This window comes from Pseudonocardia oceani, from assembly GCF_019263585.2.
Classification (GTDB): Bacteria; Actinomycetota; Actinomycetes; order Mycobacteriales; family Pseudonocardiaceae; genus Pseudonocardia; species Pseudonocardia oceani.
On sequence record NZ_JADQDF010000001.1, the window covers coordinates 2,299,285 to 2,312,340 of the forward strand.

At 75.3% G+C, this 13,056-nt stretch carries 13 protein-coding genes and 1 pseudogene; 4 read left to right on the plus strand and 10 right to left on the minus strand.

The genetic code is table 11. The features are described 5' to 3' along the window. Window positions 1-55 precede the first annotated feature (55 nt). Genes I4I82_RS11425 through thiD form a run of 4 tightly spaced genes read right to left on the minus strand, consistent with a single transcriptional unit; the run spans window position 56 to window position 4,576 of the window. Window positions 56-871 carry an FAD binding domain-containing protein gene (locus tag I4I82_RS11425; RefSeq protein WP_218592304.1) on the minus strand — a complete coding sequence of 272 codons (816 nt, stop codon included), beginning with the start codon at window positions 869-871 and terminating at the stop codon, window positions 56-58. Continuing rightward, a complete protein-coding gene (locus tag I4I82_RS11430) occupies window positions 868-1,419 on the minus strand; it encodes a (2Fe-2S)-binding protein (RefSeq protein WP_226369995.1) in 552 nt (183 codons plus the stop codon). The genes I4I82_RS11425 and I4I82_RS11430 overlap by 4 nt, the downstream gene beginning before the upstream one ends. Then, window positions 1,416-3,680, minus strand: a complete 2,265-nt coding sequence (locus I4I82_RS11435; protein WP_218592306.1) for a xanthine dehydrogenase family protein molybdopterin-binding subunit — start codon at window positions 3,678-3,680, stop codon at window positions 1,416-1,418. Before I4I82_RS11435 ends, I4I82_RS11430 begins: the two co-directional genes overlap by 4 nt. Before the next feature lie 50 nt (window positions 3,681-3,730). After that, window positions 3,731-4,576 carry a bifunctional hydroxymethylpyrimidine kinase/phosphomethylpyrimidine kinase gene (gene thiD / locus I4I82_RS11440; protein ID WP_218592307.1) on the minus strand — a complete coding sequence of 282 codons (846 nt, stop codon included), beginning with the start codon at window positions 4,574-4,576 and terminating at the stop codon, window positions 3,731-3,733. A 36-nt stretch (window positions 4,577-4,612) separates the two neighbouring features. Here thiD and I4I82_RS11445 point away from each other — a divergent pair, with 36 nt between their 5' ends. After that, window positions 4,613-5,050 (plus strand): nitroreductase family deazaflavin-dependent oxidoreductase, encoded by a 438-nt coding sequence (locus I4I82_RS11445; protein ID WP_218592308.1) that lies wholly within the window; start codon window positions 4,613-4,615, stop codon window positions 5,048-5,050. On the opposite strand, the gene I4I82_RS11450 is transcribed toward I4I82_RS11445, so the two are convergent. Beyond that, the gene (locus tag I4I82_RS11450; RefSeq protein WP_218592309.1) at window positions 4,993-5,238 is read right to left on the minus strand and encodes a hypothetical protein; all 246 of its coding nucleotides are present in this window, start codon (window positions 5,236-5,238) and stop codon (window positions 4,993-4,995) included. The two genes, I4I82_RS11445 and I4I82_RS11450, sit on opposite strands and share 58 nt — an antisense overlap. Window positions 5,239-5,288: 50 nt before the next feature. On the opposite strand from I4I82_RS11450, the pseudogene I4I82_RS11455 reads away from it, so the two are divergent. Then, window positions 5,289-5,408: pseudogene (locus I4I82_RS11455) on the plus strand (LuxR C-terminal-related transcriptional regulator); the annotation flags it as partial. Window positions 5,409-5,536: 128 nt separating this feature from the next. Here I4I82_RS11455 and I4I82_RS11460 read toward each other — a convergent pair. Continuing rightward, on the minus strand, window positions 5,537-6,109 hold the full coding sequence (locus I4I82_RS11460; RefSeq protein WP_218592310.1) for a peptide deformylase: 573 nt from the start codon (window positions 6,107-6,109) through the stop codon (window positions 5,537-5,539). A gap of 140 nt (window positions 6,110-6,249) precedes the next feature. Here I4I82_RS11460 and napA point away from each other — a divergent pair, with 140 nt between their 5' ends. After that, window positions 6,250-6,555, plus strand: coding sequence for a nucleoid-associated protein NapA (gene napA, locus I4I82_RS11465; RefSeq protein ID WP_218592312.1), 306 nt, complete (start codon window positions 6,250-6,252; stop codon window positions 6,553-6,555). A 47-nt stretch (window positions 6,556-6,602) separates the two neighbouring features. Further along, on the plus strand, window positions 6,603-7,385 hold the full coding sequence (locus tag I4I82_RS11470) for a LytR C-terminal domain-containing protein (RefSeq protein WP_218595689.1): 783 nt from the start codon (window positions 6,603-6,605) through the stop codon (window positions 7,383-7,385). Window positions 7,386-7,422: 37 nt separating this feature from the next. Here I4I82_RS11470 and I4I82_RS11475 read toward each other — a convergent pair whose 3' ends face one another. The 4 genes from I4I82_RS11475 to moeA all read right to left on the minus strand — a co-directional run bounded on the left by I4I82_RS11475 (window position 7,423) and on the right by moeA (window position 12,964). Beyond that, window positions 7,423-9,642 (minus strand): AAA family ATPase, encoded by a 2,220-nt coding sequence (locus I4I82_RS11475; protein WP_218594135.1) that lies wholly within the window; start codon window positions 9,640-9,642, stop codon window positions 7,423-7,425. A gap of 30 nt (window positions 9,643-9,672) precedes the next feature. Next, a complete protein-coding gene (locus I4I82_RS11480) occupies window positions 9,673-10,680 on the minus strand; it encodes a CDP-alcohol phosphatidyltransferase family protein (RefSeq protein WP_218595690.1) in 1,008 nt (335 codons plus the stop codon). A 3-nt stretch (window positions 10,681-10,683) separates the two neighbouring features. Beyond that, the gene (locus tag I4I82_RS11485; protein WP_218594137.1) at window positions 10,684-11,400 is read right to left on the minus strand and encodes a phosphatidylserine decarboxylase; all 717 of its coding nucleotides are present in this window, start codon (window positions 11,398-11,400) and stop codon (window positions 10,684-10,686) included. Between the two features lie 343 nt (window positions 11,401-11,743). Then, window positions 11,744-12,964 (minus strand): molybdopterin molybdotransferase MoeA, encoded by a 1,221-nt coding sequence (moeA, locus tag I4I82_RS11490; protein WP_218595691.1) that lies wholly within the window; start codon window positions 12,962-12,964, stop codon window positions 11,744-11,746. Window positions 12,965-13,056: the final 92 nt, after the last annotated feature.

Below are 13,056 nucleotides of genomic sequence, written 5' to 3' on the forward strand. Positions count from 1 at the left end.
CCGGAGGCCGGTCCGCACGATCGGGCGACCGGCCCGCGTCGTCAGCGCGTCGGCGTCAGGCGCCGGCTGCGGTCGTGAGCGCCCGCTTGGTGAGCACGCGCGCCAGGTGGCGGCGGTACTCGGCCGTGGCGGTGAGGTCGGCCGTGGGCTCGGTGCCCTCGGCCGCCAGTGCGGCGGCGTCGGCGATCGAGGCACCTTCGGCCAGCGCGGCCTCGGTGGCCGAGGCCCGCAGCGGCGTCGGGCCCATGTTGACCAGCCCGACCCGGCCGTCGACGGCGGCGACCGCGACGATCGCCCAGTCGTTGGCCCGGCGCGTGAACTTCTCGTACGCCCAGCCCGCCGCGCCCGTGCGGGGCACGCGGACCTCGGTGATGAGCTCGTCGGGCTCCTTCACCGAGGAGAACACCCCGGTGTAGAAGCCGGTCATCGGCACCGAGCGCTCGCCGCGCGGCCCGCGCAGCACGACCGTGCCGCCCAGGGCCAGCACCGCGGCCGGCAGGTCCGACGCCGGGTCGGCGTGGGCCAGCGAGCCGCCCAGCGTGCCGCGGTGGCGGATCTGCGGGTCGCCGACCGTGCGGGCGACGGCGGCCAGGAGCGGGCACTCGGCCTGCACGACCTCCGACGACTCCACGGTGCGGTGCTTGGTGCCCGCGCCGATGGCGAGCTCGTCGCCCTCGACCCGGACGTAGTTCAGCTCGGCGAGCCGGCCGATGTCGATGACGAGCTCGGGGGCGGCGAGGCGCAGCTTCATGACGGGCAGGATCGAGTGCCCGCCCGCCAGGACGGTGGCGTCCTCCCCGTGCTGGGCGAGCAGGGCCAGGGCACCGTCGAGGGTGTCCGGGCGCTCGTAGGCGAAACCGACGGGGATCATGCGCCACTCCCGGTGGAGAAGCCGGGCGCCGCCTCGACACCACCGGAGGGCGCCTCCTCGGCGTGCCCCCCACCGGTGACGGAGTCGGGGTCCTGGCCGCTCGCGGCCAGCACCGCCCGGACGATGTTGTGGTAGCCGGTGCAGCGGCAGAGGTTGCCCTCCAGGCCCTCGCGGACCTCCCGCTCACTGGGCTTGGGGTTCTCGGCCAGCAGGCTGACCGTGGCCATCACCATGCCGGGCGTGCAGAACCCGCACTGCAGGCCGTGCTCCTCGCGGAACGCGGCGGCGACGGGGTGCAGCGACTCCGGGTCGGGCGAGAGCCCCTCCATCGTCTGGACGGAGGCCTCGTCGGCCTGCACCGCGAGCATGGTGCAGGACTTCACCGACTCCCCGTCGACGAGGACGGTGCACGCCCCGCAGGACGTGGTGTCGCACCCGACGTTGGTGGCCTTGAGGCCGAGGGTGTCGCGCAGGTAGTGGGCGAGCAGCAGGCGCGGCTCGACGTCGGCGCTCGTGTCGGCGCCGTTCACGGTCATCTGGACCTTCACTTCGTGCCCTCCGCGGACGCAGCGTTGATGGCTTCCCAGACCCGCAGGGGGCTGGTCGGCATGTCGATGTGGCGGACGCCGAGGTGCGAGACGGCGTCGACCACCGCGCTCTGCACGGCGGGCGTGGCACCGATGGTGCCCGCCTCGCCGATCCCCTTGACGCCCAGCGGGTTGACGTGGGTCGGCGTGGCCATCTCCAGCAGCGTGAAGCTGGGGAGCTCGGCCGCCGACGGGAACGCGTAGTCGGCGAACGTCGCCGTCAGCGGGTTGCCGTCGGCGTCGTAGACGACCTCCTCGAGCAGGGCCTGCGAGATGCCCTGCGCGATGCCGCCGTGCCGCTGGCCCTCGCACAGGAGCGGGTTGAGGACGGGGCCGGCGTCGTCGACGGTGATGATCCGGTCGACCACGGCCTTGCCCGACTCGACGTCGACCTCGACGACGGCGACGTGCGCGCCGAACGGGAACGTGGGCGCCCCGCTGTCGAAGTTCGAGTCGATCTGCAGGCGCTCCTTCTCCGCGAGCGCCGCGAGCGTGATGCCCTTGTCGGTGCCGCGGACGTTGACCGAGCCGTCGGCGACCTCGAGGTCGTCGACGTTCGCCTCGAGCAGGTCGGCCGCGCGCTGCTTGGCCAGCTCCACGAGCTCGCCCGCCGCCTGGTAGACCGCGATGCCGCCGGTCTGGAGGCTGCGCGAGCCCATGGTGCCCGCGCCGCGCGGGATCAGGTCGGTGTCGCCGTGCTTGACGGTGATCCGGTCGATCCCGATGCCGAGGTGCTCGCTCGCGAGCATCGCCCACGCCGTGGCGTGGCCCTGCCCGTGCGGGGAGGTGCCGGTGAGCACGGTGACGCTGCCGTCGGGGTGGACCTCGACGCTGGCGTCCTCGCTGAACGCGCCGCCGCCGGTGATCTCGACGAACACCGAGACGCCGATGCCGAGCTGCACGACCTCGCCGTTGTCGCGGCGGCGCTTCTGCTCCGCCCGCAGGTCGGCGTAGCCGGAGGCCTCGAGCACGGCGTCGAGCGCCTTCTCGTACTCGCCGCTGTCGTAGGGCGCGCCGCCCTTGGTGACGAGCGGGAACTGCTCGGCCTGGAGCAGGTTGCGCCGGCGGACCTCGGCCGGGTCCATGCCGATCTCGGCGGCGAACATGTCCATCGCCCGCTCGATGGCCGCGGTGGCCTCGGGCCGCCCGGCGCCGCGGTAGGCCGCGGTCGAGGTGGTGGTGGTGACGAGCACCCGGGCCCGCGACTCGACCTTCTCGATGTCGTAGACGCCCGGCGCCATCATGCGCGTGAACATCGGCAGCACCGCGCCCAGGCGCGGGTAGGCGCCGGCGTCGGCGAGCACGTCGAGGCGGTAGGCGGTGACCCGGCCGTCGCGCGAGCCGCCGATGGTGACGGTCTGCAGCTGCGCGCGGCCCTGCACCATCCCGGTCATGTTCTCGGAGCGGGTCTCGTTCCAGCGCACGGGGCGGCCGGTGTGCTTGGCGAGCCACGAGACGAGCGCGAACTCGGGGTCGGCGCCGATCTTCGCGCCGAAGCCGCCGCCCACGTCGGGGGTGATCACGTGCACCTGGGCGGCGTCGACGCCGAGCCAGCCGGCGACCTCGTCGCGGGAGGCCTGCGCGTTCTGCGTGGAGCACCAGAGCGTCAGTCGCCCGTCCGCGCCCCACACCGCGCTGGCGGCGCGGGTCTCCAGCGACGCCGCGGCGAGGCGCTGGTTGACGATCTCCCGGGTGACGACGACCTCGCAGTCGTCGAACAGGTGCTCGTCGAACTCGTCCTTCAGCCCGAAGCCGTTGGAGGTGTTGGTGCCGGCCTCCTCGAACAGGAGGACCTCGTCGGTGGCCGCGGCCTTGAGGTCGACGACGGCCGGGAGCGGGTCGTAGTCGATCTCGACCAGGTCGGCGGCGTCCTGGCCCTGGTAGGCCTCCTCGGTGAGCACGGCGACGACCGGCTCCCCGACGAAGCGGACCTTGTCGGTCGGCAGCCAGGACCGGACCATGCTCTTGTTCGCGCCCGGGAACAGCAGAGCCGGGGCGAGGTCGATCTCCGCGCCGGTCACCACGGCCACGACGCCGGGGGCCGAACGGGCCTCCTCGACGTCGATCGAGGTGATCCGGGCGTGTGCCAGGGGGGACCGCACGAGGGTCAGGTGCAGTGCACCGGTGAGCCGCTCGTCGGTCAGGTCGTCGGTGTACGTGGCACCCCGCGAGAGGAACAGGGGGTCCTCTCGTCGGACCACACGCGTGCCCATGATGCTCATTCCGGCGACACTAGCCGGACGTGGTGGCTCCCGCCCACGGCCGCCGGGCGCTACTCCTCCCACCACCGCCGCACGGTCCAGAGCGGCGACACCGGCCCGTGGCCGGCGCCCAAGGGGTAGGAGTGCCGGACCGCCTCGACGATGTAGCGCTTGGCCAGCGCCACCGCCTCGGGCACCGCCAGCCCGCGCGCCAGCCCGCACGCCACCGCCGACGCCATGTTGTCGCCGCCGCCGTGGGTGTTGCCCGTGTCGAAGCGCGGTCCGGGCAGCTCGGTGAACGTGCTGCCGTCGTAGAGGAGGTCGACGCAGCGGTCGGCGTCCTCCACGAGGTGGCCGCCCTTGACGAGGACGGACCGAGGGCCGAGCGCGTGCAGGACCTTCGCGGCCTCGTACTGGCTAGCGCGGTCGTGCACGTCGACGCCGACGAGCAGGCGGACCTCGTCGAGGTTGGGAGTGACGAGCGTCGCACGGGGGAAGAGCAGCGAGCGGAAGGCGTCGAGGGCGTCGTCGGCGAGGAGGGGGTCGCCGTGCATCGAGGCGGCCACCGGGTCGACGACGAACGGCGTCGTCCCGCCGGCGCCGATGCCGACCCGGTCGCACGCCGCCGCGACGGCCTCGATCGTCGCCCGCCCGGCCAGCATCCCGGTCTTCGCCGCCCCCAGGCCGATGTCGAGGGCGACCGACTCGATCTGCGCCGCCACCGTCTCCGGCGGCAGCACGTGCACCCCGGTGACGCCCAGGGTGTTCTGCACGGTGACCGCGGTGACGGCCACGCACCCGTGGGCCCCGCAGGCCGCCATCGCGCGGAGGTCGGCCGCGACGCCGGCCCCGCCTCCGGAGTCGGTGCCGGCGATCGTCAGCACGCGGGGCGGGGTGACGCCCGCGGTGGGCTCCATCGTGACCTCCGTCGGGGGCGGGTGTTGAATCGGATCATGCCGCTTGAAGGAGAGTACGAGCTCAGCCCGGAGGGCTGGGTCCGCGACCAGACCGAGAAGATCCTGGAGACCGGGACGACGGAGAGCGTCGACATCAAGGGCCGTCCGGTGATCCTCCTGACGACCCGGGGCGCAAAGTCGGGCAAGCTCCGCAAGGTGCCCCTGATGCGCGTGGAGCACGACGGGCAGTACGCGATCTTCGCCTCGCTCGGCGGCGCCCCGAAGCACCCCGTCTGGTACTTCAACGTGCAGGCGGAACCGCACGTCGAGCTGCAGGACGGCACGGTGACCAAGGACTACGACGCCCGCGAGGTCACCGGCGAGGAGAAGGCCGTGTGGTGGGAGCGGGGCGTCGCGACGTTCCCCGACTACGACGACTACCAGCGCAAGACCGACCGCCCGATCCCCGTCTTCGTGCTGACCGAGCGCAGCTGACCCACGCGCGGCGCGGGTCGGTCCTCCCGCGCCGCGCCGGTCGTCACCGACCGCAGCAGTGGCCGACTCGCCGCCGACGCGGCCACCACCAGCAGCACCCCCACCACGACCACGCCCCCGACCAGCAGCAGCCCGTCCGGGGCGAACGCGTCGGTGGCGGTGACGGTCCGGCTGCTGGAGTACTTCACGGCGCCGTCGCGGCCCGCGGCCGTCGACGACGGGGCGCTCTCCCCGCGCGGAGCTGTTCGTCTCGCTGTCGACGGTCAAGACGCACCTGACGAACGTGCAGCACAAGCGCGACGCGCGGAACCGCACGGAGATCGCGGTGTGGGCGTGGGAGCACGGGCTGGTGCGCTGACCCGCCCGTGAGCGGCAACCGTGGCCAGAGCCACGTTCGCCGCTCACGAGGGGTCGGTGCATCTCGCGCGGCACCGCCGGCCCGAGCCCGACGCTCCCAGCGTTGCACCGAGCGTGCGCCGGAACGCGTCAGACGTCCTCGGCATGCTGCGTCGACGGGTCCCAGGACAGGCCCGGCCGGCCCCAGCCCGCCCGCCGCAGCGCCTTCTTCGCCGCGCGGGCGTTGCGCCCGACGAGGCGGTCGACGTAGATGACGCCGTCGAGGTGGTCGACCTCGTGCTGCAGGCACCGCGCGAGGAACCCGTGCCCCTCGACCTCCACCGGCGCCCCGTCGAGGTCGACGCCCGTCACCTTGGCCCACTCCGCGCGCCCCGTCGGGAACTGCTCGGCGGGCACCGACAGGCAGCCCTCCTCGTCCTCGTCGGGGTCGGGCATTCCCTCGGGCCGCGGCGAGGTCTCCAGCACCGGGTTGACGACGACGCCGCGCACACGCGTCCGGGTGACCTCGTCCGGGCAGTCGTAGACGAACACCCGCCGGTCGACGCCGACCTGGTTGGCGGCCAGGCCCACGCCCTCGGCCGCCCCCATCGTCTCGAACATGTCCTCCACCAGCGCTTTCAGCTCCTCGTCGAACGTCTCGACGGGGCGCGTGGGGGTGTGCAGGACGGGATCACCGATGATGCGGATCGCGCGGACGGCCACGTCGGGGAGCCTACCGGCGGCCCCGATCCTCACCCGTCGGGTGGCGCGTCCCTGCCCCGGTCCTGTCGGTCCCCCGTGGTTGAATGGCCGCCGTGAATGACACGCGTGTCATTCAGTTGAGCGAGGCCGCGAGGAGCGTGATGGAGTCCGCCACCGAAGCCAGTGGGGTGTCCGCCACGGGCAGCAGTGCCCGTGTCCTGGACCGCCGGGAGCGCGAGATCCTCGCCTTCGAGGGTCAGTGGTGGAAGTACGCGGGCGCCAAGGAACAGGCGATCCGCGAACTCTTCGACATGTCCGCGACACGCTACTACCAGGTCCTCAACGCGCTCGTCGACAAGCCGGAGGCGCTGGCCGCCGACCCGCTGCTCGTCAAGCGACTGCGACGACTCCGAGCGAGTCGTCAACGCACCCGTGCGGCGCGTCGGCTGGGCATCGAGCCCTGGTAGGGACACCATGATCCTCCGACCGCACTGACGAACCTCCGGAGGACGCCGTGACCGCACCCGCCCCGTCCGGGGGCCCGTCGCCCCTGCGGATCGGCGGTCTCGCCCTGCTCGGGGTGGGGGCCGTCGCCGGCATCATCGGCCTGGCCACGCTCGCCACCGGCGGCGGCGACGGCAGCTCCAGCGCCGCGCCCTCCACCAGCGTCACCGCGTCCCCGGGCGACGGCTTCACCGAGACCGACGGCGTCACGCCCCCCGGCGGCGTCGCCCCCACCGACGGCGCCGCCCCCGGCCAGCCCGGCGCCACGCCCGGCCAGCCCGGTGACGGGAGCGGTGACGGCACCGGCGACGGCGCGGGCGGTGTCCCGATCCCCTCCTTCGGCCCCACCCCCACCGGTGGCATCGCGGCGCCCGGTGACGGCAGCGGCGGCACGGGCACCGGCGGCACCGGCAACGGGTCCGGCAGCGGCAACGGCTCGGGCGGCGGCTCGGGCGGCGCGGCGGCCGCCGGCAGCGGTTCGGGCGGCGGCTCCGGCGGCGCGGAGAGCGTCCGCATGCCGCTGCGCGTCTACAACAACAGCACGATCCCCGGGCTCGCGGCCCGCGCGGCCGCCGACTTCGAGGCGGCCGGCTGGACCGTCGCCGACACCGGCGGCTACAACGGCCTGATCCCGACCTCCACGGTCTACTACCGCGCGGGCACCGCCGAGCGCGACGCCGCCGAGTTCCTGGGCTCCGCTTTCGGCCTGCGGGTCGAGGAGCGCTTCGAGGGCATCCAGAGCTCGAGCCCCGGCGTCATCGTCATCCTGACGAAGGACTACCAGGGCGCCTGACCGGCACCCCGCGGCGCCGGGAGTGGCGGCGCCGCCGCTACCCCCGGCGCCGCTCCGCGTACGCCGCCAGCTCGGCCAGCTGCACCGGGTCGAGCGACGCCGGCACCGCGGCCCGGGCCGCGGCGATGTGCGCCCCCGTCACCTCGGCCGCCTCGCGCGACTCCCGCATCGCGGTGAGCGCGGCCTCGCGCAGCACCGCGGCGCAGTCGGCCGCGGAGTAGCCGTCGAGCTCGGCGCCCAGGGCGTCGAGGTCGACGTCCTCGGCGAACGGGGTGTTGCGCCCCGCGGCGCGCAGGATGTCGGCGCGGGCGGCCGCGTCCGGCGGAGGCACGTAGACGAGCCGCTCGAGCCGCCCGGGACGCAGCAGCGCCGGGTCGATGAGGTCGGGCCGGTTCGTCGCCCCGACCACGACGACGTCGCGCAGCGGCTCGGCGCCGTCGAGCTCGGTGAGCAGCGCGGCGACCACCCGGTCGGCCACCCCCGAGTCGGTGGAGCCGCCCCGCCGGGGCGCCAGCGCGTCGACCTCGTCGAGGAAGACCAGCGCGGGCGCGGCGTCGGCGGCGCGCCGGAACAGCTCCCGCACGGCCCGCTCCGACTCCCCCACGTACTTGTCCAGCAGCTCCGCGCCCTTCACCGCGATCACGTTGAGCTGCCCGGTACCCGCGAGCGCGCGCAGCAGGAACGTCTTGCCGCAGCCGGGCGGGCCGTAGACGAGCACTCCCCGCGGCGCCGCGACGCCGAGCCGGGCGAACGAGTCGGGGTACTGCAGCGGCCACAGGACGGCCTCGGTCAGCGCCTGCTTCACCTCGACCATGTCGCCGACCTGGTCGAGGGTGATGCCGCCGGTCCGCAGCGTCGCCGACGACGACATCGACAGCGGCCGGACCGAGCCGACGGCGTCGAGCAGGTCGGGCTGCCCGATGTCCTCCGCCCCGCGCAGCGCCGCGCGCACCGCGGCCTCGCGGCGCAGCGCGACGAGGTCGGCCACGACGAAGCCGGGCGTCCGCTCGGCCACCGCCCGGAGGTCGACGTCGTCGGTCAGCGGCACGGACGCCAGCAGCCGGCGCAGCAGCTCGGTGCGCACCCGCAGGTCGGGCAGGGCGAGGCCGAGCTCGCGGTCGGCGAGGTCGGGGGCGCGCAACCGGGGGTCCAGGGCCTCGGGCGCCGACGTCGTGGCCACCAGCACGAGCCCGGGCGTCGCGAGGGCCTCGCGCAGGGCGTCGAGGACGAGCGTCGACAGCGGCGGCGGGGCGGCAGCGGGCAGCAGGGCGTCGACGTCGGTGACCAGCAGCAGCACGCGCTCGCCGCCGCGGGCCGCGGTGCGCGCGACGGCCAGGGCGTCGTGGACGCGCTGGGCGGCGTCCGCCGTGGCGACGACGCCGGGCCCGGCGATCTCGACGCACCGCGCCCCCACCGCGGCGGCGACGCTGCGCACCAGCGTCGTCTTGCCCACACCCTCCGGACCGACGACGAGCACGCCCAGGCGCGCCGACCCGCCCAGGCGCGCCAGCAGATCGGGCCGGTCCAGGCTCAGCTCCAGCCACTCCGCGAGCCGCCGCGCGGGCTCGGTGTTGCCCACCAGGTCCTCGACGGCGACGACGGGCTCCGGCGGCGGCGCGGGGGCGGAGGGCCGCGCCGCGGCGGGTGCGCCCGCCGGAGCCGCCGGGACGGCACCCGCGGGGCGCGCCGGCTCCGCGTCGGCCGTGCTCGGGCCGTCCTGCCAGCCGACGACGCTGCTCGGGCCCACCGCCACGGCCCCCACGGGCTCGACGGAGGCCACCGTGAGCAACTCGGTGGTCCAGGCCCCGCCCAGCGCCCCGGCGACGCGCCTGCGCGCGACGGAGGGGTCGAGGCCGGGCACGGGCTCGAGGTCCTGCGGGAGCAGCGACACGGCGTCGCCGGGGGTGACGATCTTGCCGAGCAACGCCAGCCGCAGCGTCTCCGGCGGCACCGACGCCCGTGCGAGCCGCGACCCGGTCAGCAGCACCCGCCGGGCGGGCTCCACACCCGCGGCCGCGACCACCACGCCCGCCCCGTCGGCCAGTCCGGCGTTGGAGAGCGTCACGTCGTCGAGCGTGGCCTGCCCGGGCGGGCCGTCACCGGGGGCGGCGAGCGCGGTCGTCACGCGGGCGCCGGTGAGCGTCACCGCGTCCCAGGAACGCAGGCCCAGGGCGTCGAGGACCTCCGGGTGCAGCCGGACGACCCCCCGGCGGGCATCGGCGGCGGACGCGGCGAGCCGGGCGACGAGCGTGATCACGGCGCCACGCTACCCACCCGACCGGGAGCGTCAGCGGCGGCGGACGCGGCGCAGTCCCAGCCGCATCCGGTTGGGCGGCTGGGCCGCGGGGCCGGGGGCGCGCCGCGGCGGCGGGCCCTCGTCGCCGAGCCGGCGGACCGCACCGGCGACGGCCCCGCGCGCCCGCCCGGCCACCTCGCCCGCCCGGCCCGCGACGCGGCGGCGCAGCGGCGGGCGCAGCCCGAGGCGGCGGGCCGAGCGCGCGGCCCGGGCGACGGCCCGGCGCTCGCGCCCGGCCACCTCCCACGCCTCGGGGTGGCGGGCCAGCCAGCGGTAGCGGTGCACCGTGTAGGGCAGCGCGAGGACGTAGAGCACCCCGATGCCCGCGAGGGTGAGGAACGGCGCCGTGACCAGCACCGCGGCCAGCAGCCCGACCAGCACCAGCAGCGGCGCGATGAGCTGCGGCGCCACCCGCACGGTCTTGAACGACAGCGTCGGCAGCCTGCTCACCATCAGCGCGGCGGCGACCAGCGCCCACAGCCCGACGACGACGGGCGCCGACCACCAGCCCTCGCCGAAGTGCAGCGAGGCGAACAGCGGGATCCCGGCGACGAGCGCGGCCGCCGGCGCCGGCACGCCGACGAAGAACTCCTTGGCGAACGGGTACGGGTCCTCGGCGTCGAGCAGCGTGTTGAACCGCGCCAGCCGCAGTGCCATGCAGACCGCGAACACCAGCGCGACGACCCAGCCGAAGCGGCCCTCGCTGCCGACCTGCCACTGGTCGAGCTGCCAGACGTAGAGGACGAGCGCGGGCGAGACGCCGAACGACACGAGGTCGGCCAGCGAGTCGAGCTCGGCGCCGATGCGGGTGCTCGCGTCGAGCAGGCGGGCCAGGCGTCCGTCGAGGGCGTCGCACAGCGCTGCCACGCCGACGGAGAACACGGCGAGGTCGAAGCGCTCGCCGAGCGCGAAGTAGACCGACGACAGCCCTGCGCACAGGGCGACGACCGTGACCGCGTTCGGCAGCAGCCGGACGCCTGCGGAGTAGGGGGCGGGCACGGCTCAGCCCACCGGCGGCAGGGCCGCGAGGACCGTCTCGCCGCCGACGGTCCGCTGTCCGACCGCCACCTCCACGCGGCTGCCGGGCGGGAGGTAGGTGTCGACGCGCGAGCCGAAGCGGATCAGCCCGAACGTCTCGCCCGCGGCGACCTCGTCGCCGGGCGCCAGGTCGCAGACGATCCGGCGGGCCAGCAGCCCGGCGATCTGGACGACGCCCACGCGCGCCCCGCCGGTGCTCTCCAGCAGCACGGAGTTGCGCTCGTTGTCCTCGCTGGCCTTGTCGAGGTCGGCGGAGAGGAACACCCCGGGCGAGTACTCGACGGCGACCACGCGGCCGTCGACCGGCACGCGCTGGGTGTGCACGTCGAGGACGGAGAGGAAGACGCTGACGCGCGGCACCGGGACGTCGGCCGGCAGGCCCAGCTCGGGCGGGGGCAGCACCTCGGACACGGTGGCGACGGTGCCGTCGGCGGCGGCGAGCACGACCCCGGTGCGCGGCGGCGGCACGCGGTGCGGGTTGCGGAAGAAGGCCGCGGTGGCCGCGGTGGCCAGGAGCCCGGTGGCGGTGCCCCGGCCGGAGAGCGCGCGGACGAGCCCGGACGCGAGCGCGACGGCCGCGACGATCGGGCGGCCGCCGGGGTGCATCGGCGGGATCGCCTCCCGCACGAGCCCGGCGACGTGGCGCGGGGAGAAGCCGGACGGGACGGCGGGATCGGACATGGGGTGCGCTCTCGACTCCTCCGGCGAGGGTGGTGCTCGGCGGCGGCTACGGTACGCGACGGTCGGGACACAAAAGGGCCGGGGCCGTCATCCCCCGAGACGACGACCCCGGCCGTGGAACCGCCTGTCCGCTCCCCAGCGACGGGCGGTAGGTCCTTTGCGACTGGCCCTGGTTACCCGGGCCTGCGAAAAGTATCCCTGAGCGTGCGATCGATCGTCCAGATCACGGGGAGAGGAAGCCCGCGATGTGCACCGATCGGCCGAACGCTCACCGGTATGACGTCCCCGGACGGCGAAATGTTGCACCACTTGACTGTGACGTCGATCACATTCAGCCGAGCCGTCACCCGTCGAGCAGCCACACCTCGACCGGAGTGCCCGCCTCCAGCTCGGTCGTCTCGGCCGGGACCGACACCAGGCACTCGGCCCTCGCGAGCGCGGCGAGCAGGTGCGAGGCCGGGTTGCCGACCTCCGAGACGGTCCCGCGGACCGCGTCGAGGGCGCCACGACGGAACTGCCTCCGCCCCGACGGTGAGGTCCACCGCTCACCCAGCGTGGCGGTCACGACCGGCCGTTCCGGGTGCGGGTGCCCCATCGCCGCCCGCAGCGCGGGGCGCAGGAACACCTCGAACGACACCTGTGAGCTGACGGGGTTGCCGGGCAGCGTCACGACCGCGACGCCGCCGAGCGCGTCGACCCGCCCGGCCCCCTGCGGCCCGCCCGGCTGCATCCCGACCTTGACGAACTCGACGCCGCGCCCGGTGAACGCGTCCTTGACGACCTCGTAGGCCCCGGCGCTGACCCCGCCGGAGGTGACGACGAGGTCGACCCCCTCGACCTGCTCGCGGAGCCGGCCCAGGAACTCCTCGACGTCGTCGGGCACGAACCGCAGCAGCCGCGCGACCCCGCCCGCCTCCTCGACGGCCGCGGCGAGCATCGGGCCGTTGGACTCGTAGATCTGCCCGGGCCGCAGCGGCGTGCCCGGCGCCACGAGCTCGGAGCCGGTGGAGAGCACGAGGACGACCGGACGGCGGCGCACCGGCACCTCGGCCATCCCCACGGCGGCGGCGATGCCGATCTGCGCCGCCTGCATCACCGTGCCGGCGTCGACGACGACCCGGCCCTCCTCGACGTCCTCGCCGATCCCGCGCACGTGCGTGCCGGCCTCCGGCGCGTGGTGCAGCGCGACCCGCTCGGTGCCGCCGTCGGTGCGCTCGACCGGCACCACCGCGTCGGCGCCCTCGGGCATCGGCGCGCCGGTCATGATCCGGGCGACGCTGCCGGGCGCGAGCGGGGGCACGTCGGTGCGCCCGGCGGGGATGTCGGTCGCCACCGGCAGCACGACGGGCGCGTCCTCGGTCGCCCCGGCGAGCTCCGCGGCCCGCACGGCGTAGCCGTCCATCGCCGAGTTGACGAACGACGGCAGCGAGACGCCCGCGACCAGGTCCTCCGCCAGCACCCTCCCGCGGGCCTGCGCCAGGGGCACGACCTCCACGGGCTGGGCGGGGACGAGGGCCGCCACGACGGCCCGGTGCTGCTCCACGGTGCGGGTCACGACCAGCATCCTTCCGCACCGGTGCGGCTTGCACTCGGCCCACCCGAGTGCTAGAACCGGGCTTGGCACTCGGCACGGTAGAGTGCCAGATGTCGGGCCGG